This window comes from Gluconobacter sp. P1C6_b, assembly GCF_018811945.1.
Lineage (GTDB): Bacteria > Pseudomonadota > Alphaproteobacteria > Acetobacterales > Acetobacteraceae > Gluconobacter.
In genome coordinates this window covers 323,798-345,263 of sequence record NZ_JACRVU010000001.1, presented here as the reverse complement: position 1 = coordinate 345,263, position 21,466 = coordinate 323,798, and the positions used below count along the sequence as shown (strand labels likewise).

Annotated in this window: 16 protein-coding genes; 6 read left to right on the top strand and 10 right to left on the bottom strand. The window is 56.6% G+C overall.

Annotated elements, in window-relative coordinates; genetic code table 11:
* Positions 1 to 6: 6 nt before the first annotated feature.
* The 4 genes from KP701_RS01620 to KP701_RS01605 are packed head-to-tail and all read right to left on the bottom strand — an operon-like array spanning position 7 to position 5,912.
* Positions 7 to 1,407, bottom strand: a complete 1,401-nt coding sequence (locus KP701_RS01620) for a TolC family outer membrane protein (protein WP_252345319.1) — start codon at positions 1,405 to 1,407, stop codon at positions 7 to 9.
* A 5-nt stretch (positions 1,408 to 1,412) separates the two neighbouring features.
* A complete protein-coding gene (locus tag KP701_RS01615) occupies positions 1,413 to 3,875 on the bottom strand; it encodes an ABC transporter permease (RefSeq protein WP_215745404.1) in 2,463 nt (820 codons plus the stop codon).
* 14 nt (positions 3,876 to 3,889) lie between these two features.
* Positions 3,890 to 4,573 carry an ABC transporter ATP-binding protein gene (locus tag KP701_RS01610; protein WP_215745403.1) on the bottom strand — a complete coding sequence of 228 codons (684 nt, stop codon included), beginning with the start codon at positions 4,571 to 4,573 and terminating at the stop codon, positions 3,890 to 3,892.
* A gap of 16 nt (positions 4,574 to 4,589) precedes the next feature.
* Entirely contained in the window at positions 4,590 to 5,912 is a 1,323-nt protein-coding gene (locus tag KP701_RS01605; protein ID WP_252345318.1) for an efflux RND transporter periplasmic adaptor subunit, read from the bottom strand.
* A 192-nt stretch (positions 5,913 to 6,104) separates the two neighbouring features.
* Between KP701_RS01605 and KP701_RS01600 the strand changes: the two genes are divergently transcribed.
* A complete protein-coding gene (locus tag KP701_RS01600) occupies positions 6,105 to 7,289 on the top strand; it encodes a sigma-54 dependent transcriptional regulator (protein ID WP_215745402.1) in 1,185 nt (394 codons plus the stop codon).
* Between the two features lie 129 nt (positions 7,290 to 7,418).
* Positions 7,419 to 8,495 carry a PAS domain-containing sensor histidine kinase gene (locus KP701_RS01595; RefSeq protein WP_252345317.1) on the top strand — a complete coding sequence of 359 codons (1,077 nt, stop codon included), beginning with the start codon at positions 7,419 to 7,421 and terminating at the stop codon, positions 8,493 to 8,495.
* A gap of 258 nt (positions 8,496 to 8,753) precedes the next feature.
* Here the strand turns inward: KP701_RS01595 and KP701_RS01590 are convergent, their stop codons facing one another.
* From KP701_RS01590 to KP701_RS01565, 6 genes are all read right to left on the bottom strand, one after another.
* Positions 8,754 to 10,064, bottom strand: a complete 1,311-nt coding sequence (locus KP701_RS01590; RefSeq protein ID WP_215745400.1) for a S41 family peptidase — start codon at positions 10,062 to 10,064, stop codon at positions 8,754 to 8,756.
* 218 nt (positions 10,065 to 10,282) lie between these two features.
* Positions 10,283 to 10,744, bottom strand: coding sequence for a GNAT family N-acetyltransferase (locus KP701_RS01585; RefSeq protein WP_215745399.1), 462 nt, complete (start codon positions 10,742 to 10,744; stop codon positions 10,283 to 10,285).
* 292 nt (positions 10,745 to 11,036) lie between these two features.
* Positions 11,037 to 12,650: an ABC transporter ATP-binding protein gene (locus tag KP701_RS01580; protein ID WP_215745398.1), complete on the bottom strand. Its 1,614-nt coding sequence runs from the start codon at positions 12,648 to 12,650 to the stop codon at positions 11,037 to 11,039.
* Positions 12,647 to 13,462, bottom strand: coding sequence for an ABC transporter permease (locus tag KP701_RS01575; protein WP_215745397.1), 816 nt, complete (start codon positions 13,460 to 13,462; stop codon positions 12,647 to 12,649). Before KP701_RS01575 ends, KP701_RS01580 begins: the two co-directional genes overlap by 4 nt.
* Complete coding sequence (locus KP701_RS01570; RefSeq protein WP_215745396.1) at positions 13,459 to 14,421, bottom strand: ABC transporter permease; 963 nt, start codon at positions 14,419 to 14,421, stop codon at positions 13,459 to 13,461. Before KP701_RS01570 ends, KP701_RS01575 begins: the two co-directional genes overlap by 4 nt.
* Entirely contained in the window at positions 14,418 to 16,046 is a 1,629-nt protein-coding gene (locus KP701_RS01565; RefSeq protein WP_215745395.1) for a TIGR04028 family ABC transporter substrate-binding protein, read from the bottom strand. The genes KP701_RS01570 and KP701_RS01565 overlap by 4 nt, the downstream gene beginning before the upstream one ends.
* Before the next feature lie 512 nt (positions 16,047 to 16,558).
* On the opposite strand from KP701_RS01565, the gene KP701_RS01560 reads away from it, so the two are divergent.
* The 4 genes from KP701_RS01560 (at position 16,559) to KP701_RS01545 (ending at position 21,419) form a co-directional block, all read left to right on the top strand.
* A complete protein-coding gene (locus KP701_RS01560) occupies positions 16,559 to 19,039 on the top strand; it encodes a TonB-dependent siderophore receptor (protein WP_252345316.1) in 2,481 nt (826 codons plus the stop codon).
* 35 nt (positions 19,040 to 19,074) lie between these two features.
* Positions 19,075 to 19,725, top strand: coding sequence for a CMD domain protein (locus KP701_RS01555; protein WP_215745394.1), 651 nt, complete (start codon positions 19,075 to 19,077; stop codon positions 19,723 to 19,725).
* Positions 19,722 to 20,345, top strand: coding sequence for a peroxidase-related enzyme (locus KP701_RS01550; RefSeq protein WP_215745393.1), 624 nt, complete (start codon positions 19,722 to 19,724; stop codon positions 20,343 to 20,345). The genes KP701_RS01555 and KP701_RS01550 overlap by 4 nt, the downstream gene beginning before the upstream one ends.
* A gap of 90 nt (positions 20,346 to 20,435) precedes the next feature.
* Complete coding sequence (locus KP701_RS01545; RefSeq protein WP_215745392.1) at positions 20,436 to 21,419, top strand: putative FMN-dependent luciferase-like monooxygenase; 984 nt, start codon at positions 20,436 to 20,438, stop codon at positions 21,417 to 21,419.
* Positions 21,420 to 21,466: the final 47 nt, after the last annotated feature.

Genomic DNA, 21,466 nt, shown 5'->3' with positions numbered 1-21,466 from the left:
TTCTTTTTACCAACCAGCCTTATCGATCGCGGAAATGGGTGCTTGCAGAGGTTCCCAGCCGCGCGTGCGGGCACGCTGAAACTTGGCGCTGGCGTCATATTGCCGTTCATTCGGCAGCAGGTCAGACGCCTGCAAGCGTCCCATCGCAGCCAACAGCATCGCTTCAGCCACAATCGTATCGTGCCGACTGCTCGCAAGCTCCACCTGCGCCGTACGTAAATTCTGGTCGGCATAAAGCACATCCGTCGTGCTGCGCAGACCGTATCCGTATTCCAGCTGATAGCCTTTCAGCGTCGTCTCACCCGATTGAACTTCGGCCATACCGGCTTTGATCGCTTCCAGGCCGTTCTCCACGGCCTGCCAATTCGTCACTACAGTTTGAAGAGCAGTACGCTTGGCGAGTTCAACGTTCTGTCGTGCCTGCTCGTCCTTTGCACGTGCCTGGCGGATCTGGGAATTGTAAAGGTCGCCATTGTAGATCGGCTGTACCAGCGAGACAGTTCCTGCAACCTGCTCACTATATTCCCGCCCACGAAACGGCGAGCCCGGGCCGATCGTACCAAATGTGCCCTGGACCTGAATCTGTGGTCCCCATTGCGAACGTGCGGTGTCAATATCGGCGATCGTGGCATCCCTGGTTTCGCGCATCTGGGCAAGCTGGGGATTGGCAGCGATTGCTGTTTGCACCGCTTGCTGGACGTTTGAAGGAATGCCCGGAAGACCATCGGGCATGGTCAGGTTTTGTGGTTCGACACCGATCACTGCTCGAAACAATGCTTCCGAGGCAGCGAGCGTCGCCTGAGCCTGTGTCAGTGCCACTTCTGCCGAGCGACGGCGTGTCTCCGCCTGCTCGACATCGGTCCGTGTGACCTGCTCGCTTGGCTGACCGCCAAGGGTGTAGCGCGATGTGGTCAGCTCCACCTGCCGCGCTAGCATATCCAGGTCAGCACGACGCACCTCCAGAACGTTCCGGTCCCGCAGGACGTCCATGTAAGCAGTGATTGCATTGGTAAAGACCTGTGATTCCGTCAGCCTTAGAGCATGGCCTTCTGCCCGTGAGCGCGCGTCCGCGGCCCGGACCTGATTGGCCACGTGGCCAAAAGAATAAAGCGTCTGTTTGGCCGTGACATAGCCTTCGGCATAGTTCGACGTGTATGTGCCCAATGCGAAAGCGTTCGTATAGGGTCCCTGCTGATAATTGGCATCCATGTTAACCGTAACGGTCGGACGCCAGCCGGCTCGCGACTGCGACGAATTCTCCGTCACCGCACGCTGATTGGCCTGCTCGCCCAGCAGGGTCGGGTTGTTGCGATATGCCAGCGCGAGAGCCTGCGTCAGGGTCTGCGCCTGAGCCGCGGTCGAAAGAAGCAATGTTGTTCCGATAAGCGACATTGTGATTGAGCGCATATTCGTTACTCCGCCCTGAGTGCACGCGCAGGTTCGGCGCGTGCAAGACGGATCGTCTGTCCCAGCACGGTTAATCCGGCAATCGTCAGCGCCCCGCCCACAGCAATGATGAAGGACACCGGCCCAAGCGAAATCCGTTCATCGAATTCTGAAAGCCAGTCTCGCATGATGGCCCAGGCAATTGGGCAGGCAATGAGCGAAGCAATGATGACGGGGCGAAGGAAGTCCCGTAGCAAAAGCATCGTGACCTGCAAACTCGTTGCACCCAGCGTCTTACGAATACCCATTTCATGGACGCGTCGTGCGGCTGCAAAGGCAGAAAGCCCGTAAAGACCAAGCGCTGCGATCGCGACCGCAGCGACTGCTCCGAGCGTGAAGATGCGTCCACGCTGTTCGTCGCCACGATAGAATTTTTCCAGCCGCGCATCGGCTGTCTGGAAATGGCCTTGCACGTCAGGCAGAACGCTTGACCAGGCGAGCCCCAGACGGCGTTCCATTTCTGGGACCGGCACGTCGGAAAAGCGGATAGCGGGGATCGGCTGTTCAAACTGCGTATTGAAACGAGGATTGAACGTCATGATTTCAGGATAAACAGATTGGCGTGGGGATTCGAAACGTAGATCCGCCATGACACCTATGATGGTTGCGGACCGGCCACCGGCTTCGATGACCTTACCGATGGCGTCGGCTGGTTTTGCGAAACCGAACCGCGTCGTCGCTGTCTCATTGAGAATGATGTTGGTCATCGCCGTGGGCGTCTTTTTGTAATCTGGTCGACTGTCCTGCCCTCGTGATGCATCGAACCAGCGACCGGCCAGCATGCGGGGCTGATAGACCTGAAGATAATTCTCATCGCATCTGTCCTGTAACAGATGAACCCGCACCGGGCCGTTGGGGCCATCATAGGTAAACGTCGAATGGCTCCTATTATTTGGGCTGGGGGCGAGCATGCCATAGGTCACAGCCAACACGCCGGGAACAGAGGCAAGACGGTCATGCATCCGTTGCTGCGTTGCGATGTCGTCCGACGGAATAGCTGATCCAATCAGGAGCCCCGACCGGACAAACCCTTGGTCCGCGTGTTTGAGAAACTCGGTCTGCTGATGGATGACGAGCATGCCGATCACAATAGTGATCGCGATTGCGAATTGTCCGATGACAAGACCATCGCGCATGCGACCGGCCATTCGTCCCCCTGACGGCATTCTGGCGGCCGCTAGAACACGGGCAGGCCGATACCCAGACAAAATGAGGGCGGGATAGAGCCCACTCGCAAGGCCGCATCCGAGAATAACCAGCGGCAAAACAGCCAATACAAAGCCATAGGAAATTGTGATGTTTTCGCCCGTCAGACTGGCGATTCCGGGCACCAGAAGTTCGCACAAGGCCACCCCGATTAAGCCTGCAACGAGTGTCAGGACCACCGCTTCGCCGAGGAACTGTACCAACAACGCCTTGCGCGTGGCGCCGAGAGTCTTGCGAATTGCGACTTCTCGTGCGCGAAGAACTGAACGCGCTGTGGCCAGGTTGATCGCATTGGCACAGGCCAGCGCCAAGGCCAGCAGTCCGACAAGGCCGATCCCGTCGATGACGTTGCGCTCCACGCCGTCATCAGACGCTACGACATGCGCATCGTAAAAACGCCCGTTACGGAGGGGCGCCAGGGTCAGCGCATATGTTTTGTCAGGATGTGGTCCAAGGCCGATATCGCTATCGTCAGGCCCTGACGCGCGGCGCATGACGAAGTCGTGCAGGTGTGACTGGATGAATTCCCGATCCTGCACGTGTCTGAGCTTAAGGTATATATTGCCGCAATCGCTGCCCCATCGTGAATAGCAGCTTGAAATCCGTTCGTGTTCCGATGAGATCGGAATCATCATTTCCGTATCAGAGAGGAAATTTGGACCGGACATGTCCTTCGTAACACCTGTTACGATGTGACGGCTCATCTGACCGTAGTCATCGACCGTAACAGTACGCCCCAGCACATCTGACGTTCCGAAAATCCGTTTTGCCGCATTTTCCGATATTACGATCCCGTCAGGCCGTCCCAGCGCGTTAAGCTGCCCGCTGATGAGTTGAAGGCCAAAAACGTCCAGAATGGATGGATCGACGAAGGCCCCCTGAAAGGTGACAAGTGTTCCATTCAGACGCACCTGAAGAAATTCTCCCTCGATACGGACGCTGTCTTTGATCTCGGGAAAATCTTGCCTCAGGAATGGCAGAGCATAAAATGTCGTACCAGCATATTCGTGGGTTTCGGTTCCCGGGTTGCTGGCAACGGTGTCGAGCCTGAACAGGCGATCCACATCTGCAAAACTAGAATTGTAGCTGTATTCGAAGCGCACGAGCAGAGCGAGGGTGAAAAAGACGCCGATGCCGAGCGCCAGACCGAACACATTCAGCCCGACATAGAGTGGATGCCGTCTTGCCTGTCGAATGACACTGCGCAGGATGGTCGTAAGCATCTTTCGCTTCTCCCTCAGATTGCGTTGCGCACGGAGATCACGACCTGGCCGTCGAGCATGTCGATGCGGCGTCGGGCGAGATCGGCGTGGCTGGGGGAGTGCGTAACCATGATGATGGTGGCGCCCTCGTCGTTAAGGCGCTGGAGAATATCCATCACCTGTGCGCCGTTCTCCGTATCGAGATTGCCGGTCGGTTCATCAGCGAGGATCAGGCGCGGCTCGCCGACGATCGCGCGCGCAATGGCCGCACGCTGCTGCTGGCCGCCGGAAAGCTGCGACGGATAGTGCCGGCCGCGATGCGCGATGCCGACCCGGTCCATGGCATGCGCCACACGGGTGCGGCGTTCACCTTTGGGCATGTTGCGGTAGACCAGGGCAAGCTCGATGTTTTCTTCGATCGTCAGTTCGTCGATCAGGTTGAAGCTCTGGAATACATAACCAAGATGCTCACGACGGAATCTGGCCAGCGCCGCTTCGTTCAGCGCCGTCAGTTCATGCTCGCCGAACCGGTAGGAACCCGCTGTCGGACGATCGATCGTGCCGAGGATATTGAGCAGCGTGGACTTCCCGCAGCCCGACGGTCCCATGATGGAGACGAAGTCGCTTGCCTCGATCTGCAGGTCGATGTCGTGAAGTGCTGTGGTTTCCACTTCATCAGAGCGATAAAGGCGCTGGATGTGCGAGAGTTCGATCAGCATATATGGAGCCTTTTGCTTAGTGGACTGCGAGATGGTTGAAGTTCTTGTAGGAATTGTAAGAAGAAACGATCACCTGATCGCCCTCGTGCAACCCACCAGTGATTTCCACCTGGTCCGGGTTGCGCCGACCTGAGGTGATACTGACGCGGTCTGCCGTACGACCGTTCGAGGCCATGACGAAGGCCGACGATCCTCCACTGGCTTCCAGCCACGCCCCATTCGGCAATACGAGCGCACGATGCGTTTCGCCCAGTGTGATGCGCAGATCCACACTCTCGCCGCGGCGTAGGTCGCCAGGAGGAGGCCTGTCGAAGGTCAATTCGGCGCGAAACTGACCGCTCGTAACTTGTGGATGGACGCGCGAGACAGTCATGGGAATTTTGGTGTTGCCGAGATCGGCTTCCGCGCGCTCGCCCACGGCGACACGACCGAGATAGAATTCATCGATGTCCGCATCCAGCCGATACAGGCCCTCGCTGTCGATCTGTCCGATCTTGTCGCCTGCCTTTAGCGACTGCCCGGACTGAAGATCGAAATTGGTGAGGCGCCCCGGCAACGACGCGCGAAGAACAAGAGCGTCCAGACTGGACTCGACCACATCGAGATTGGAGCGCAGACGCTGCGCCTCCTCGTCAATTTCCGAGCCCTGACGGTCTGCAATCTTGAGGTCTTGCGTCAGCGCGCCTTCCAGGCGTTTGAGGCGCTGGTCGTAGTAATTCGCCTCGTCTCGGTAGGACTGCACATTGGCGTCGGATTCAAAGCCCTGACCGTGCAGTTGTTCACGGATCGAAAGCTCGCGCTGCGCTTTGAGAAGATTGTAGCGCGCTTCTGCCAGTTGTGTTTCCTCAGTGGTACGCGTCTGCTGCAATGTTAGCCGTTGTGCACTGACTGCGCCGAGCTGGCTTGCGATCTGTGCCTCGCGCGACGTGACGTCCAGTTGCAGTTGCGGGTTCGTCAGACGGGCGAGGATCTCTCCTTTCTTCACGAGGGCACCGTCCCGCGCGACTACCTCAGCCACTTCGCCCCCCTGCACGGCATCAATGTAGGTGACGTTTAACGGCGCGACCGTCGCGCGGACCGGCAAGTAATCGAGAAATGGTGCGGAACTGACTGTTGCCAGTGAAAACTGGTCGTGCGGCACGGAGAGCGTGCCGGCTGCGGGCACAAGCCTCCATCCGGCCACAAGCGAGGCAACGATCGCGATGGGCACGCCGTAGCGCAAGGCACGGCGAGCCAAAGTTCTTCGTTTTGACGGCCGGACCGCACGATCCATGCCGGTGCCCGGCGCGGAAGGCGGCCTGTCGGTGTTGGAAAGACTGTGGGGGACCGGTCGATCCATACGCTGTTTCTCCTCTTGGAAAAAAGTGTATCATGGTGCCAACAAATGTTAGTTCGTTGAAAAACAACGATTATTTTCCTATCATGATCTCTGCATGTCCGCTTCCGGACATAATGTCCGGAAGCGGACACCCTCAGGCACCGTGTCAAGAGGAAAACAAATGGATGACGTAACGAATCGACAGGATCTCTGATGGTGCAGCACGATGAGAAGCCGTTAATGCTGTTTGTTGATGACGATCCTGACGTTCAGTCAGCAGCGCGGCTGCTGTTCAGACATCGCGGTTTGGATATCGTGTGCGCCCATGATGCGCAGTCGGCCCTGACGCAGCTTGCGACGCATGCAATCGATCTCGTGCTGCTTGATCTAAACTATAGCAAAGGAGCAACGAATGGTGCCGAGGGGCTGGCGCTGTTGAAAGACATGCTCGTTCTGCGTCCTGAGTTGCCGGTTGTGGTTGTCACTGGGCATAGCGGTGTTGCGATCGCCGTTGCAGCGATGCGAACCGGCGCGCGCGATTTCGTCATGAAGCCATGGAATAACGAGCGTCTGATGACGCTGATCGAGAAGATCCTAGCCAGTCGGCCAGTTGAGCGCAAAACGGCGACAGAGCATACCATGATCGTGGCCTCGGCGGCGTTGGGGCGGATCGTCGCAGAGGCGGATCGTCTCGCGCCCACACGCGCGCCAATTATCATCTGCGGCCCACCGGGCAGCGGCAAGACGCTTCTGGCACGGCGTATTTTTGCCCTGTCCCGCGATGCAGGACGTGAAATCCTGATCCGTGCGGACGAATGTGGCGCATTACCGGAGGAACAGGGGAACTGGCTAATCCGTGATGTTGAGGCGCTGACACCGACGCTCCAGCGCCGATTGGCCGACAGTCTGGAGAGGACGGATCTGCCGCGTGTTGTCGCGCTCTCATCTCTTGATCGGAACGTTCTGGAAACGCGTTTTGATCCCAGATTGATGCTTCATCTCGGGATGGTGGTGTTAACGGTGCCGCCCCTGGATCAAAGACCGGATGACATTATGGCCCTGACTTCTCATTTTTTACATTATTTTGCTACCCGTCACGGCCTGCCGGAGCCTGAGGTGGACGATGTCTGTCTTGCATCCCTGAAAACGGGGGACTGGCCGCAGAACGTGCGGTCCCTTCGTGTCCGGGTCGAGCGCGCGGTTTTGACGGGAACCTGGCAAATCCCTTCCAGCGAGCAGCATGGCAATGCAGGAGTTCCCACAACGCTTTATGAAACGGAACGCCTGCTCATCGAAACGGCACTGCGCAAGCACGGATTCAATATCACACAGGCCGCGCGGGAGTTAGGGCTGACGCGCCCGGCACTGTATCGCCGGATGGCGCGGTACGGGCTATAGATGCGTATCGTTCTCGCTATATTGGCAAAATTGTCAATCATCATCGCAGCCTGTCTGCTGACAGGCCCGGCCTGGCAGAACGGGTTTTTTGCGACGGCCGTGCTTATCGTATGTATGGCTGTATTCAGCATGGTTTCGCTCATCGCAACGCAGCTTGAACTGTTACGCCACACTCAGCGTCAGGAACCATCCGTCGTTCAGCCTGCAGAGCGCGAAACACTGCTTAACCGTGTTCTTCTCGATCATGCTCCGGTGCCGCTGCTGTTTCAGAAGACAGACGGTACGCTTCACGCCGCCAATCGGGCAGCGCGACGTCTTTTCGAAACGGAAGGACGGCTGATTGCACCACCATCCTCTCTTCTTGCTTTTATCGAACCCGATAAAAGCGCATCGGAGAATGCTATCATCCGCCTGCCCTCATCGGGGGGATCGTCGCGTGTCTATGCCGTGTCGGTCGGCCAGGGAGGTGGCGTTGGTGGAATCGTCGCTTATCTGGCGCTCATGGATGTTGAAGCGCGCATGAACGCCGCCGAGGCACAGGCGCTTCGCGAGCTGCTCCAAATTCTCAGCCATGAGATCATGAACTCCCTGACACCGATCGTCTCTCTCTCGGCGACGGCAGCCGAGTTGTTCAGCGAAGTTCCGACGCGTGAGACAGGGAGAATGATCAACGAGGCCCTCGCAACAATCAGGCGACGTGCCGACGGGCTGGATCGGTTCGTGCGCGGCTATCGCGATCTTGCGCGCCTGCCGACACCAGACCTCCAGCCGATAGACCTTGGGGAGTTGCTATGTGAGACGGCACGACTCTTCGATGCGCGATGGGCCGGTCGCGTCGCGCTCGAACTCTCGTTGCCGCCGGAGCGGATCATGGTCAGGCTGGACCGGGGGCAGATGGAGCAGGCACTGCTCAATCTTTTAAATAACGGAGCGGAAGCCGTTCTGGGGTACCCTTCGCCGCGCGTAAAACTCGCTGGGGCATGGATTGACGAAGCTGTTCGGATCACAGTGCAAGATAATGGCAAGGGCATCGACCACACACAGCGTGAGCGTATTTTCGAACCCTTTGTTTCCTTCAAGGCGAATGGAAACGGGATCGGCCTGAGCCTCGCAAGGCAAATCGTACGCAGCCATGGTGGGACACTGGCTCTGGAAAACGAAACGGCGCCAGGAGCATGGACGACACTATTTTGCATCCGCCTGTGAAAACAGCCTTTTGGAGAAACATCAGTAAATTTGGACGTTGATCAAAGCAAAGCTCTGTCTGAACGTCGGCTTTCCGGAAGCTCGAACAGCTTTTCTTACGACCGGGATGAGGCGCATCCCGCCTGTCTGCTTCATATTCCTTGAGTAGACAGGCAGTTTTCGGGGGGTAAGCAGATGGTCTGTTATCAGGCGACGAAGCCGGAAAACGGACATTACCACCCCACTTCCATTTGGCGCAGTAAAGCGCTTTTCAAGTGATCAATGGTTTGAACGCCTTATGATCGTCAGGGCCCGCTCAAGCACGGCGTCTTCTTTGTCCACCAACATCTCCCGGGTCAGCGGGATATCGACGTCCGGTCGGACACCAATACCTTCAAAGGGTGAGCCGTCGGGATAGTATTCCCGCCGGGTACTGACGCGAAAAGTCATTTTTAACTCTGGAAATCCCACACTGTAGGGCTGTCCGGTGCTGCCCTCAGTGGTTTCTCCCAAGATCGTGGCACGATGCGATATGCGCATGGCGGCCACGAAATCTTCGCAGGCCGATACACAATGGCGGTCGGTCAGCACAAAAACACGTCCATGGAATACAGGATGATTGGGTTGGATTAGCTCGCCACCGTCCCGAACCATGGCGTTAGGCAGCATACCGTCACCGGATTGAGACCATGCCTCCACAGTTCCTATATGTAGGGGCGTAGCGCTCAGCATATCGTGCATTGGCTTTTCCAAAACGGTATAAATGAGATTAATCGGCGTTGATCCTCCACCATTACCACGTAGATCGAATAGGAGAGCGGGTGCGTCAGTATGAGCCTTAACTGCATCGACGGCAGCATTTTCATATTCAGGCTTGCCGAAACTGGGGATAGCAATCCGGACAATGCCATCTTTCGAAACGTTGGTTTGCGTATTGCTGGGCGGCATCGGCAAGCCACTTGATGAACCAGTATTAAGAGCGTCTCGATCAATTATGACCTGTTTGCCGTTACCAAGGAGCAGTGTGAAGCGAGCCGGCCAAACTAATCCAAAAGTAAAAAGATGATTCTCGCTGGCGACGAGATTGCTGCCTCGAACGTAGGGCAGCCGCTGTTCGACCCACTTGCTAAACGGTTCACCATCGATTGCAGTAATGATATCGCCGGGTATCAAATTGGGATGATGCGATCGAGTAATAACCCAGCCGCCCTGCATATTTTGAGCTCGAAACGGCAATGTATCGCGGCAAACTAATTCTTTATCGAAAAAATTGGTATGTCCGTTAGCGAGGCTTCCGAACAATTTCATGACAGACAGGTCAAAAATGATCCGGGTCTTCGCGGTGATGGCCTGATCAATAAAGGCTCTGTATTGGGTATCAAATTCATAATCCGATGGGAGTGCCTCCCAGTGCGCGAAATAATGCTTTACGGTGTCGTAAATCCGAGTTGCAATCCAAATTTTTTGATCGAGCGACGGTGCTGGTAATAGGGCGGCGGCACTCGGCGCTAGGCAGGGTGTAGCTGCGCGAATGCTCGAAAAAGTGCTGACTGTGACAAGCGTCCCTATGAGAAACAAGAATACCCGCATTGCTACTACCCCTTTACGATTTCGCAACAATATGCGGCACTGGCCCGATCAAGGGAAGGCCGTTGACTGCCGCTATTGGCAGTATTCCATCAAATTGATTCGATTGTCGCCAAAGTCCGTCAACGGGAAATCAAATCGCGGCAATACGTGTCCGACATGAGGCGAGACCGGAAGCGCAGCTACCGTCGACGGATTATGACGGTTACCTTGGTATGCTTTTACCTGAGGTCCAGATGAAGGAATTGATTGAATTCACCCGGAACGTAGGAGCCAAAGGCTGTACCCTTCACAAACCCTCGACGCTGATACAGCTTGAGCGCAGGTTCGAATGCCGGTCCGCTACCTGTCTCAAGGCTTAATCGTTGTACACCATGCCTTTTGGCAGCGGCGATAATGGTCTCAAGGACAGCTGCACCGGCTCCCATGCGCAGGAAGTCCGGATGAGTTCGCATGGATTTCACCTCAGCAGTGCCATCTTCTGTAATTTTCAGCGCGCCAATGCTAGCAATGCGCTCCCCGTGCCAAGCTGTCCACACGGTTACGCCCGAGCCTTGCAAGCCTGTGAGATCTAGCGCGAAGACGCTACCCACTGGCGAGGAGGCGTGCATGCCTGCGAGGTGAAGTGTCAACAACGCACGTGTCTGATCTCCGGAGAGATCATCCTCCTTGATCTTAAACATCCTACCCTGATCCTCAGTTGCGCCTACGATGCAAGATGTCCGCTCTCCGCCTCACGCACAAGACCCGCCTACGGCTCAGATGTAGGCGTAAACCGCAGGTCCGCTTCCGCCGCTTGAGCGGGCCCAACGTCCCCGCTCCGAGGGGACAAGAGGTCCAATCATCGACTATTCCTGATCCGTCAGATCGCCTCGTGTCATGCCTGTTCTCTCTGCCCGTTATCCCACAGCCAGAAAGTGAATCAGATCTTGCCCCAGACCAATAGGTCTTTTGTCAACGTGACCCAGGTAAAAATTACCACTCCTTCGATCCTTCCCTCTTCGCCTTCCCCGAGTGTTGCTGGCCGGGAATGGCGCGGAGCAGCGTCTGTGTGTAGGGGGAGGCAGGTTCCCTGAAAATTTGTTCCGCATCGCCGTATTCCTCCTGTTTGCCATACCGGATGATGGAGAGCGTATCGGCAATCTGTCTGACAACGGCGAGATCGTGAGAGACGAAGACGAAGGTCAGATTGAGTTCTTTCTGCAATTCGGACAGAAGCTCCAGAATCCGGGCCTGTACTGTCACGTCCAGTGCGGAGACGAATTCATCCAGTACAAGGATGTCAGGTTGGGCCGCCAGTGCGCGCGCCAGGGCAACGCGCTGGCACTGGCCGCCGGATATTTCCGAGGGATAACGCTCCAGAAGGGCCAGCGGCAGATGCACGCGTTCCAGAAGGTCATGAAGACGTGCCTGACGCCAGGCCTGCCCTTCAGGAAAATAATTGCGCAGAGGTTCTTCAATAATGCGACGGATTGTCAGTCGTGGATCCAGAGAACTCCAGGGGTTCTGATAAACGAGTTGCATGCTCCGCAGACGCTGTCGGCGTTCTGCGGACGTCTCGGAGAAGATGTCTTTGCCCTGAACATGAACAGAGCCGGATTGCGGGGGGATGAGCCCCATCAGGCATCGCAGGAGCGTCGTCTTGCCGGAGCCTGACTCTCCAATAATACCGTGCGTTGTTCCGGGCTGCACGTCGAATGAAAGGTGACTGACAGCGGTTCGTGAGCCGTATGCGATCGTAAGATCTTTAACCTGAATGGCTGGCTGCGTGCCTGAAACAGGGCGCTCTGGTGTTGCTGGACGTGAGTGGAAAGCAGGAGAATCGGCGAGCAGCTTTCTGGTGTAGGAAGACCGGGGATTTTCGAACAGATTACGGGTCGTGTTCTGCTCTGCGATCTGGCCATGCCGCAGGACGATCATGTCGTGTGCGCGATCCCGTGCAACGGCAAGGTCGTGGGTGATCATCAGCACAGAGGATCCGCTTTCTTCCCGCAGACGGTCAAGCAGGTCCAGGATCTGGCCCTGAATGGTGACGTCCAATGCGCTTGTCGGCTCATCGGCAATGATGAGGGGAGGGGCAAGGGCTACGGCAATGGCAATGAGCACGCGCTGCTTCATGCCGCCTGACAGCTCATGTGGGTACTGTAAAAAGCGACGTTCGGGTTCGGAAAAGCCGACATGCTCTAGAAGGTGCAGGACGTGCGCGCGTCTTTCTGCCCGGCGCTGGGACGTATGAAGGCGGAGTACCTCTTCAATCTGCCTGCCGACGGGAAGACGCGGATCGAGCGAACTGGAAGGATCCTGCGGAATAAAGCCGATCTGGTGGCCGCGGATGGCATTCAGAGCGCGTGGTGTTGCGTCCGGAAGGGAGATGCCGTTCAGGGTGATGATGCCGTGCGTAACGCAGGCACTGGGCGGCAGCAGCTGAATGATCGCTTTGGCAATGGTTGATTTTCCCGACCCGGATTCCCCGATCAGCGCCATCGTCTGGCCGGGAAATGTCTGGAAGGAGATGTTTTCCACGGCCGGCTTTCCATCATAGGAAATGCCCAGGTGACTGACATCGAGGACAGGGCGCTGCGTGTTCATGGCTGATCCCCCCTCGTGCGTGTCATGGCGTGACTAAGGCGGTTTGTTGCGAACGCGACGGTCAGCAAGGCCAGACCGGGAAAGGTGGTCATCCACCAGGCGGTAGCCAGATAGTCACGGCCTTCTGCAATCATCAGTCCCCATTCCGGCGTTGGAGGGGGCGCGCCGTAGCCGAGAAAGCCGAGTGTGGCGAGGGAAAGGATCGCCATGCTGTAACGCAGAACAGCCAATCCCAGAACCGGGCGGAATGCATTGGGAAGGATGTGCCACCAGATCATGCCCCCAAACCCTGTTCCCGACAGGCGCGCTGCCTCGATATAGGGCATGGCGCGCAGACTGCGGACCAGATTGCGGATGATCCGTGCAAAGCCTGCGGTCTGGCTGATGCCGACGGCTATGGCGGCATGAACGGGGCCGAAACCTGTCAGGATCACGACGGTCAGCGCCAGAAGCAGTTCCGGAATAGAGAGAAGCACATCAATGATGCCTGAAAGGGCCGCATCCACAACCGGTGCGGACAGCGCTGCCAAGCCGCCGATAAAAGCGCCGAGAACCACGCCAGTCAGGGTTGCCAGAAGCGCCGCTGGCAGCGTTTCCCGTGCTCCGTAGACGATGCGCGTCAGAACATCGCGGCCGAGTTGATCTGTTCCGAACCAGTGCGTCCAGCCTGGGGCCAGAAGATGCTCCTTCGCAACGCCTGTCACGGGATCACTGTGGGTCAGGGTGAATGGGAAGAGGATTGCCAATCCGAAAACGGCAAGAACCCCTATGGACACGACGCTTTCCGGGCCGGGAGGGAGGAAGCGCTTCATGATCCGGATGTTTCCTTCCATCCGGCTGAGGAACGCAGGCTCGGATTGATCAGTGGAATCAGCAGGTCAACCACCAGGTTGGCGGCCACGAAGCCCGTGGCGCCGATCATGACAACAGCCTGCAGGACCGCGACATCCTGTCCGGACACGGCATCGCGGGTGAGACGTCCCAGCCCGTTCAGCCCGAAGATGGTTTCTGTCACGATGGCTCCCGCAATCAGTTCACCGAAGGAAATACCGGCCATCGTCAGGCACGGCGTGACGGAATTGGGCAGGATATGTCTGAAGAAGACGGACCGCTGACTGGCGCCCTTGGTGCGGATGGCCATGACGAAGGGCAGTCTTTCGGTTTCCTCAATCTGCTGGAGCAGAAGTTTGGCCTGTGGAGCTGCGATCGGCAGGCTGACGGCAAGAGCGGGAAGAATGGTCCCTTCCCAGGGACCTACGCCCACCACAGGCAGAAGACGGAGTTTGAAAGACAGGACCTGGATGATGAATATCCCTGACCAGTAGAGGGGGATTGCGCTCCAGAATCCGGGGATCGCCTGAAAAATCTGACGCAGCGGGCGAGCTGGAAGAAGGCTGGCTCCTATGGCAATCAGGAGTGTCCAGACAAGCGAGAGGATAAAACCTACTACGGCCAGACGCAGAGTGACGGGCAATGCAGCTTCGATCAGCGTCCGGACAGGTACACCGAGCTGGACGGAATATCCGAAATCTCCGTGAAGCATCCGCAGGATGGTGTGGAAATACTGGAACACCGGGCTTGAAGAGCCGCTGTAGAGAACACGCATGGCTTCGATCTGTTCGGGGGAGAGGCCAAGCTCGGGATCCATGAACCGGACCATGACGGCATCGCCGGGCATCATCTGCAGCAGGAAAAATGTCACCGTGAAAGCACCCCACAGGATCAGAAGGGCGCGGATGAGCTGTATGCAGACATGTCGGAAGCTGCTCATGGGCGGTTCAGTTCCACATTCTGAAAGACAGGCCGCCCAACAGCTTCGAACCCGAGGCCCGTCAGGTTTGGAGAGGTGGCATAGACCTGCGGTTCCTCGAAAAGCGGGATGTCATAGGCCTTGTCGATCAGGTATTCCTGCACCGCAACGACCTGTTTCAGACGTTCGGCGCGATCGGTTCGGGAGGCGATATCGAGCAGCATTGCGTTCAGGGTTTCGTCCTGAAAATGCTGTACCTTGTTGCTCTGCCCACCTTTCTGCAAAAGGGCATCCCGGTTTTTGGGAAAGAATTCGCTTTTCAGCACATCAGGATCTGCCCGGCCGACTTCCGAAACAGTCAGAGGGGTTCTCTGCGGGTCAAGGTTGTCGAGCAATACCCCTGCGGCAGAGCCAGACATGATATCGAGTTCAACACCCAGCCGGCGCCACTGCTGCGCCACAAGCTCAAGCATTGTCTTGTTCTGCGGATGAGGGAGGGAGATGTGAATTCCCAGACGCAGCGGATGTCCGTCCTTGTAGCGCAGGCCGTTTTCGCCGCGTCTCCATCCCGCGCTGTCGAGCAGTTGACCGGCAAGGACGGGATCAAACTTCAGTTTCTCCGAAAGATCCACAAATCCGGCGGCTTTCGACGACAGCACGGAACGCGCCAGAGGATAGTTCTCCGAATAGAGAACAGTAACGATTTCCTGTCGGTCGGTTCCGTGTAGCAGAGCTTTGCGAACGCGGATATCCGCCACAAGGGGGTTATCGGGCCGAAAGGCGATGCCAGTGTTTACACCACGGGTCGAGGGCGCATGGAGGCTGTAACCAGCATGTCTGATCTGTTCTTCGTCATAAGCCTCGACCTGACGGATGATATCCGCCTGACCGGCCAGAAGTGCGCCGACACGGATGCTGTCTTCTGGCACGACCAGAATCTTGATCTGGTCCGTCTTTGCCCGCGCCGGACGGTTTTCCGGACCCCAGTTGTAGTCCTTGCGGGCAGAAAGATCGACTTCCTTGCCCGGAATATCTGCCGAGACGACGAAGGGTCCGGAGCCAATGATGTTGGTGGCTGTTCCCAGTTCGTCGAAAGAGCGTTGCAGGGTGCCGGGTGAGACGATCCCCGATCCCAGAACGGAGGTGGCCTGCAGGAAGCCGGGCGCGGGATGGGTGAAGTGAAATCTTACGGTGAGGGGATCAATGACCTCCGCGCGGTCGAAATTGCTGATCGCCTCTGAAACAGGAAAATGCAGCGCTGGGTTGCCTTTTCCATAGGTTTGGTAATTCTGGGCTACGGCCCGCGCGTCAAGCGGCGATCCATCCGAGAACGTGACACCGGGACGGATATGGAACGTGTATTCCGTATCATCCTCATTCATGGACCAGTCCGTTGCCAGCCATGGCCTGATTTCCAGCGTCGTGGGGTCCTGCCAGGTCAGACGGTCCGTAATCTGGCTCAGAATTCCACCATTGGGATAAAATCCTCCAGCGGGCGGATAAAGGTTCGTGTGCTCCTGCGGGTCCAGATACGTGATGGTTCTGTTCTGGGAATGACCTTCTGCGCCAGGCATGGAAAGCGCGCAGATCAGCGCAAACAGGCCCGCGGGCAGCGACCGGAGAGGTGAGGCAGCGGGAACCGGCATTTTTACCTTCGCAATGATGTGGTCGCAGGCAGAATGAGGAACATTATCAACATAAAATATTAGTGTTAATTGGGATTATGCTATCTTGGAATGATAATTATGGACAGGGGCTGGCAATGAGATCAGAAAAATTTCCTGTCTGTTTTAAATGCGACACGCTCCTTTTTGGCCATGATTCAAGGAAAATCCTTGGTTTTTTTGGGAATATAAAACACTATAAAATATAGCTTAATTAAAATAATAACTTGCAACAAAGTTTTTCCTGTATCAGAAATCACTAGGAACTTTTCTACATAGTGATTCGCAGTCGGAATAACATCATGCCTGTTAGTGAAATAGAGATGCTGTACAGACGGAGTTATGATCGCCTGCAGTATGCAGGCATACGCCCCGTGACGCTTGCGACCACCCTGCTTCTGTCTTTGGGCGTAGCGCCTGTGGCTGTCGCATCGGATGGAACAAAGCATACCGATGATGAACGGTCGGTCCGGAGAAGTCACAAGGAAAGCCGCATGACGGCTGAGGTGGCTCAGGCGCGTCCTGAAGGTCATGTATCCGCACGTCAGACGCGTCCTGGAGCGGAATTACATCCCGTTGGCTCGAGGGATGTGGAAGATCATGGTGCTGTGGAACAGGTCGTGGCCAGGGGAAGTCGGGAGAATGTTGCTTCTGCTTTCCGGGTCTCCACGCCAACGAAGAGTACGGTGCGGGTTGCGACCGTGACGGGGGCTCAGCTTCTTCAGACCGGGCAGACCAATGTCATCGCGGCATTGCAGCAGACATCCCCTGAGTTGAATGCGCCACCGGGTGGGGGTGGGGGTGCCTATTCCACAACTCCAACTCAGACTGTCATCTTAAGAAACCTGAACGCCGATGAGACCCTCGTTTTGGTCAATGGTGTCCGACGCCATATCAGTGCCCTTGGAAACTGGGGGGACGGCCCGGCGAAGGGGACTCAGCCGGCCGATCTGAGCCTGATTCCCCTCAGTGCAATTGATCATATCGAGATCATTACGGAAGGTGCTACGGTTCTTTACGGGCAAGATGCCATCGGGGGCGCCATTAATATTGTTCTCAAGTCCGGTGCCAGAAATGGTGGCACCGTCAATCTCATGAACAGTGGATATTATGCTGGAGATGGTCAGGCCGTTGAGGCTTATGGCGACATTGAACGCAAGATAGGCAATCAGGGCGGTGGTATCGATATTGCCTGGCAGGTTCTGAACCAGCTTCCCAGTCATCGTGATGCCCTGAATACGGCCAATCTCTACTCTCTGCCGCAGGATGCGGAGATGCAGCGTCGCGTCGGGCAGGACGTCAATCGCGTCGAAGGTGTCAGCAAATCTCTTGCGGAAGTGTTCAGCTTCAACGGGCATATCCCCATTACGGATCGGGTGGAGGGCTATGCGACCGGAACGCTGGCACATCGTTCGACGGATCGCGTCGGGTTTTTTCGTGGTCCGGCCAACAACAATACAACGCGCGAACTTTATCCGAATGGATATTCTCCAATCGAAACATTTGATGAGCTGGATTTTCAGGTCAATGGTGGCCTCCGTGGCGTTCTCAATGACGGGCTGGCCTGGAATACCTATGCGTCCTTTGGTCGTGAGCGGGTGAACGAAGATGTTGAAAATGATGAAAACCCGACATTTGGCGTTGATAGCCAGACAAGTTTTCATCAAGGCCAGCTGATTGCATCCGAACTGATCGGCGGAGCCAAGTTCTCGAAAAAATTCGCTATCCCGCGTCTCGCCAAACCTGCGGAGCTGAATTTTGGCCTTGAGTACCGGCACGATACCTATCAGATCGGCCAGGGTGACTATCAGTCCTGGGCGACCGGACCCGTGCTTGTCGGGCAGACGGGTGTCCAGCCAAGCTCCGGTGCAGCGGGGTATGCCGGGTTCGAACCCCAGAATGCTGGCAACTGGTCGCGGGATATTTTCGACGGGCACGTTGGATTGGATCTGTTCCTGACGCAAAAATGGGAAATGACGATCGGGGGACGGGCTGTCAGCTATTCCGACAAGGGGGCTGCGCCGACTGGCTCTATCGGGATGCGGTATAATTTCAGCAAGCGTTTTGCGCTGCGTGCCAGTGTCAACACGGGTTATCGCGCGCCTACTCTGGGGGCCGTTCATTACAATGCGACATCTACCGGTCCGGGACAGGTGACGGAGAATCTTTCGTCATTTGATCCGGTGGCCAAGCTTCTGGGTGCTACGGGCGTTAAAGGTGAGACATCCCGCAGTTACGATATCGGGTTCGACTGGTCTCCGCTCGATGCGCTTCATCTGTCGCTGGATGGCTACCGCATCGATATCAATGACCGGATCGAAAGCACAACGGAGTTTTCCGGAACCCAGATGAACGAATTCCTTTACGCCCAAGGCATCACCAGCAGCCCGACGGACAGGATATTCGTCAATTACATGACCAATATCGGCAATACGACAACCAACGGTTTTACGGCCAAGCTGAGCTACCAGTTTCCGCTTGCGCCACGTTGGGGGGTGCTGATCGGAAGTGTGCAGGCCAATGTGGCTGATACGGAAGTCACCCACTACGCTGCCACACCCGCGGTTCTGCAGCAGTTGGGGCAAACGTATTACGACAGCCTCTCGCGCAACAATCTCCTGAGGGCTTCTCCCAAGAACAAGGAGTCCTTTGCCCTGAACTGGTCCAAGGGGCGGTATAATGTGTACGTGCAGGAGCAGCGTTATGCCGGGGTGGAATGGATCAACTACAGCGGCGATCCGTCCTCGACCTGGACGCATATTCGTCCGCAGGTTCAGACCAATATTGCGTTCAGTGCGCAGGTTGGACACGGTTTTACCCTGACGGCAGGGGCAAACAACCTGTTCAATAAATTTCCGACCCGGGTGAAGGAAAGCACGCTTTCTGAAACCCAGGGAACCATCAAGTATCCGACGACCGCTCCTGGCGGATATGAGGGTGGATATTACTATGCGAAGGTCGGATATGTCTTTTGACCCACCATTTTACTTCATTCTTTTTGGGTGATTCGATGACTACAGGATTTTCCTTCGAAGCGGAGCCGCCTCAGGACCTTATCGATTATGTCGTTGGGATCGAGAGCGGATCATGGCTTGATACTCTGCGGCGTGGCCGCAACGCTCTGCGTGATAATGCCCAGCAAAGCGCGGTGCTTCTACTCAACCCGGAGCGAGACGAAGGCTTTTCAAGGACAGAGCGTTTGGCCGTCGCGTCATTTGTCGCGGGACTGCATGGGGAACAGGACATTTATCGCCTGTATCTGGGTCTTCTGGAACGGAGCGGAGAAGGCCATGCTCTCTCCGCCGCCATCAGACAGTTCGTAAGTGAGGGCAGAACGAGAGGGCCTTACGGGGCTTACCCGAAAGGGGCACTGTCTAAGGAAGATCTCAATGGCCTTGTGTTCGATGTTTCTGCCGGGAAAATCGGAAATCGACTGTCTGCCGCTCTGAAGCATGCGCATCTTCTTGTGTATCATCCGCGCGATGCGTCGGCCGACGCGCTTGAGGCTCTACAGCAAGCAGGGTGGAGCGAAACAGCCATCGTGACGCTGTCCCAACTCGTTTCGTTTCTCACTTTTCAGGTCAGGATCATTCATGGCCTGACAGTGCTGCGTCATGCCGGCCCCGCCGTGGGTCAGGGTCTTCCGGAGAGCACATCATGAGCATTACCCAACAGAACGCATCCCCCCAGGAGCACCGGGAACCTGCCCTTTTCACTACGGCCCTTCTGGACTGGCATCCCTGGCTTTCGCCGCTTGAAGAAAGCGAACTGACGGAAGTTCATTATGAAGGGCTGGTGGACCGCGCCCGCGCCAAGTCCCCGTATTTCATGCTGCTGGCGCGTGATCCGCAGGTTCTGGGCGCGCGGACCCGCAGCGACAAGGATATCTTTTACAACACGGCTGGTGGACTTCCTCGCAGGGAGCGTGAACTCGCTGCAACGGCTGTTTCACGGTTCAATGGCTGCATTTACTGCGCGTCTGTTCATGCCCGTTTCAGCGAACGGCAGGGAGGTTCAGCCGAGGCGCTGGCCGTCTTGCTTGCAACCGGAAGCCTGCCCGTCGATGCGACGGAGGCATGGTTGCTTGTCGCGGAAGTGGCCCGCCAGATCTCGGAAACGCCCGTTGGTTTTTCAGACGTTCATGTGCGTGTTCTGCGTCAGGCCGGTTTTAATGATGCGGAGATCTTCGATCTGATCAATGCGTCCTCGTTTTTCAACTGGGCGAACAGGCTGATGCTGTCTCTGGGGTATCCGACCCTTCCGGTAGAAAAACAGGCCTGAGAATTCCTCCCGGAAAAGGTCATTATTGCGGACGCATGGAAAGATCCTGCGCCCGGCTTTATTGGGAACATATTGAAAGCGATTTCGACCGTGTCACGAAAACAGTTCGGATTTTTCACGCGTCTTCTGGATGCCGTTCCGGCCAGCCAGCGTTACGCGCTGGCGCTTGAACAGATCAGGGCCGCAGAGACTTACGGTTTCAAAAGCGCCTGGGTGGCGCAGCACCATTTCCACGGCGATGAAGGGGGGCTGCCGTCTCCTTTTCCTTTCCTGTCCTATGTTGCGGCGAATACGTCTCGTATTCGTCTGGGGACGGGAGTGGTCACTCTCGTGATGGAAGATCCCGTGCGCGTGGCCGAAGATGCGATCGTGACCGACATCCTGTCACAGGGGCGGCTGGAAGTTGGATTCGGTTCGGGGGGAACGCCAGCGTCCTATCTGGCGTTCGGGGAGCGTTTCGAGAATCGTCATGCAACCTTCAACCATAACCTGAATACGGTCAAATCCGCCTGGAAGGGCGAAGAACTTCCAGGCGGGAATCATCTGTGGCCGCAGGGGACGGGACTGGAAAAGCGGAGCTGGCAGGCGACTTTTTCGGCATTTGGTGGCAAAAAGGCCGGAGAAGACAGTGACGGCCTGCTGCTCTCCCGGACGCAGCCGCGCCCTGCCGGACGGCCGGACGCGAGCCTGTCGGATCTTCAGTTGCCGATCGTTGAGGCATATCTTGAAGCTCTGCCATCGGGGCAGGAACCCCGGATCCTTGCTTCGCGATCGGTTTTCGTCGCAGATGACCGGGAAGAGGCCCTGCAACTGGCCAGAAAAGGTCTGTCGCGGCAGGTGAAAAAATTCAGGGCAGCGGGGCATACGATTGACGATACGAATATCGATACCCTGATCCGGACATTTGATGTTCATCTGGGAACGCCAGATGATGTCTTGGCCTCTCTGTCAAAAGACAGAACGCTCGATCATGCGACTGAAATCGCTATTCAGGTTCATTCCGTCGACCCTGAACACCATTTCATTCTTCGGTCCCTGGAGCTCTTCGCTACTCAGGTCGCGCCCCAATTATAGATCGAAGTAATCGAAAACCAGGTCACGTTGACAAAAGATCTATATGA

Excerpts from the sequence above, each read along its gene's own strand:
- KP701_RS01620 (WP_252345319.1), bottom strand. The coding sequence starts at position 1,407 with ATGCGCTCAATCACAATGTCGCTTATCGGAACAACATTGCTTCTTTCG.
- KP701_RS01615 (WP_215745404.1), bottom strand. The coding sequence starts at position 3,875 with ATGCTTACGACCATCCTGCGCAGTGTCATTCGACAGGCAAGACGGCAT.
- KP701_RS01610 (WP_215745403.1), bottom strand. The coding sequence starts at position 4,573 with ATGCTGATCGAACTCTCGCACATCCAGCGCCTTTATCGCTCTGATGAA.
- KP701_RS01605 (WP_252345318.1), bottom strand. The coding sequence starts at position 5,912 with ATGGATCGACCGGTCCCCCACAGTCTTTCCAACACCGACAGGCCGCCT.
- KP701_RS01600 (WP_215745402.1), top strand. The coding sequence starts at position 6,105 with ATGGTGCAGCACGATGAGAAGCCGTTAATGCTGTTTGTTGATGACGAT.
- KP701_RS01595 (WP_252345317.1), top strand. The coding sequence starts at position 7,419 with ATGGTTTCGCTCATCGCAACGCAGCTTGAACTGTTACGCCACACTCAG.
- KP701_RS01590 (WP_215745400.1), bottom strand. The coding sequence starts at position 10,064 with ATGCGGGTATTCTTGTTTCTCATAGGGACGCTTGTCACAGTCAGCACT.
- KP701_RS01585 (WP_215745399.1), bottom strand. The coding sequence starts at position 10,744 with ATGTTTAAGATCAAGGAGGATGATCTCTCCGGAGATCAGACACGTGCG.
- KP701_RS01580 (WP_215745398.1), bottom strand. The coding sequence starts at position 12,650 with ATGAACACGCAGCGCCCTGTCCTCGATGTCAGTCACCTGGGCATTTCC.
- KP701_RS01575 (WP_215745397.1), bottom strand. The coding sequence starts at position 13,462 with ATGAAGCGCTTCCTCCCTCCCGGCCCGGAAAGCGTCGTGTCCATAGGG.
- KP701_RS01570 (WP_215745396.1), bottom strand. The coding sequence starts at position 14,421 with ATGAGCAGCTTCCGACATGTCTGCATACAGCTCATCCGCGCCCTTCTG.
- KP701_RS01565 (WP_215745395.1), bottom strand. The coding sequence starts at position 16,046 with ATGCCGGTTCCCGCTGCCTCACCTCTCCGGTCGCTGCCCGCGGGCCTG.
- KP701_RS01560 (WP_252345316.1), top strand. The coding sequence starts at position 16,559 with ATGACGGCTGAGGTGGCTCAGGCGCGTCCTGAAGGTCATGTATCCGCA.
- KP701_RS01555 (WP_215745394.1), top strand. The coding sequence starts at position 19,075 with ATGACTACAGGATTTTCCTTCGAAGCGGAGCCGCCTCAGGACCTTATC.
- KP701_RS01550 (WP_215745393.1), top strand. The coding sequence starts at position 19,722 with ATGAGCATTACCCAACAGAACGCATCCCCCCAGGAGCACCGGGAACCT.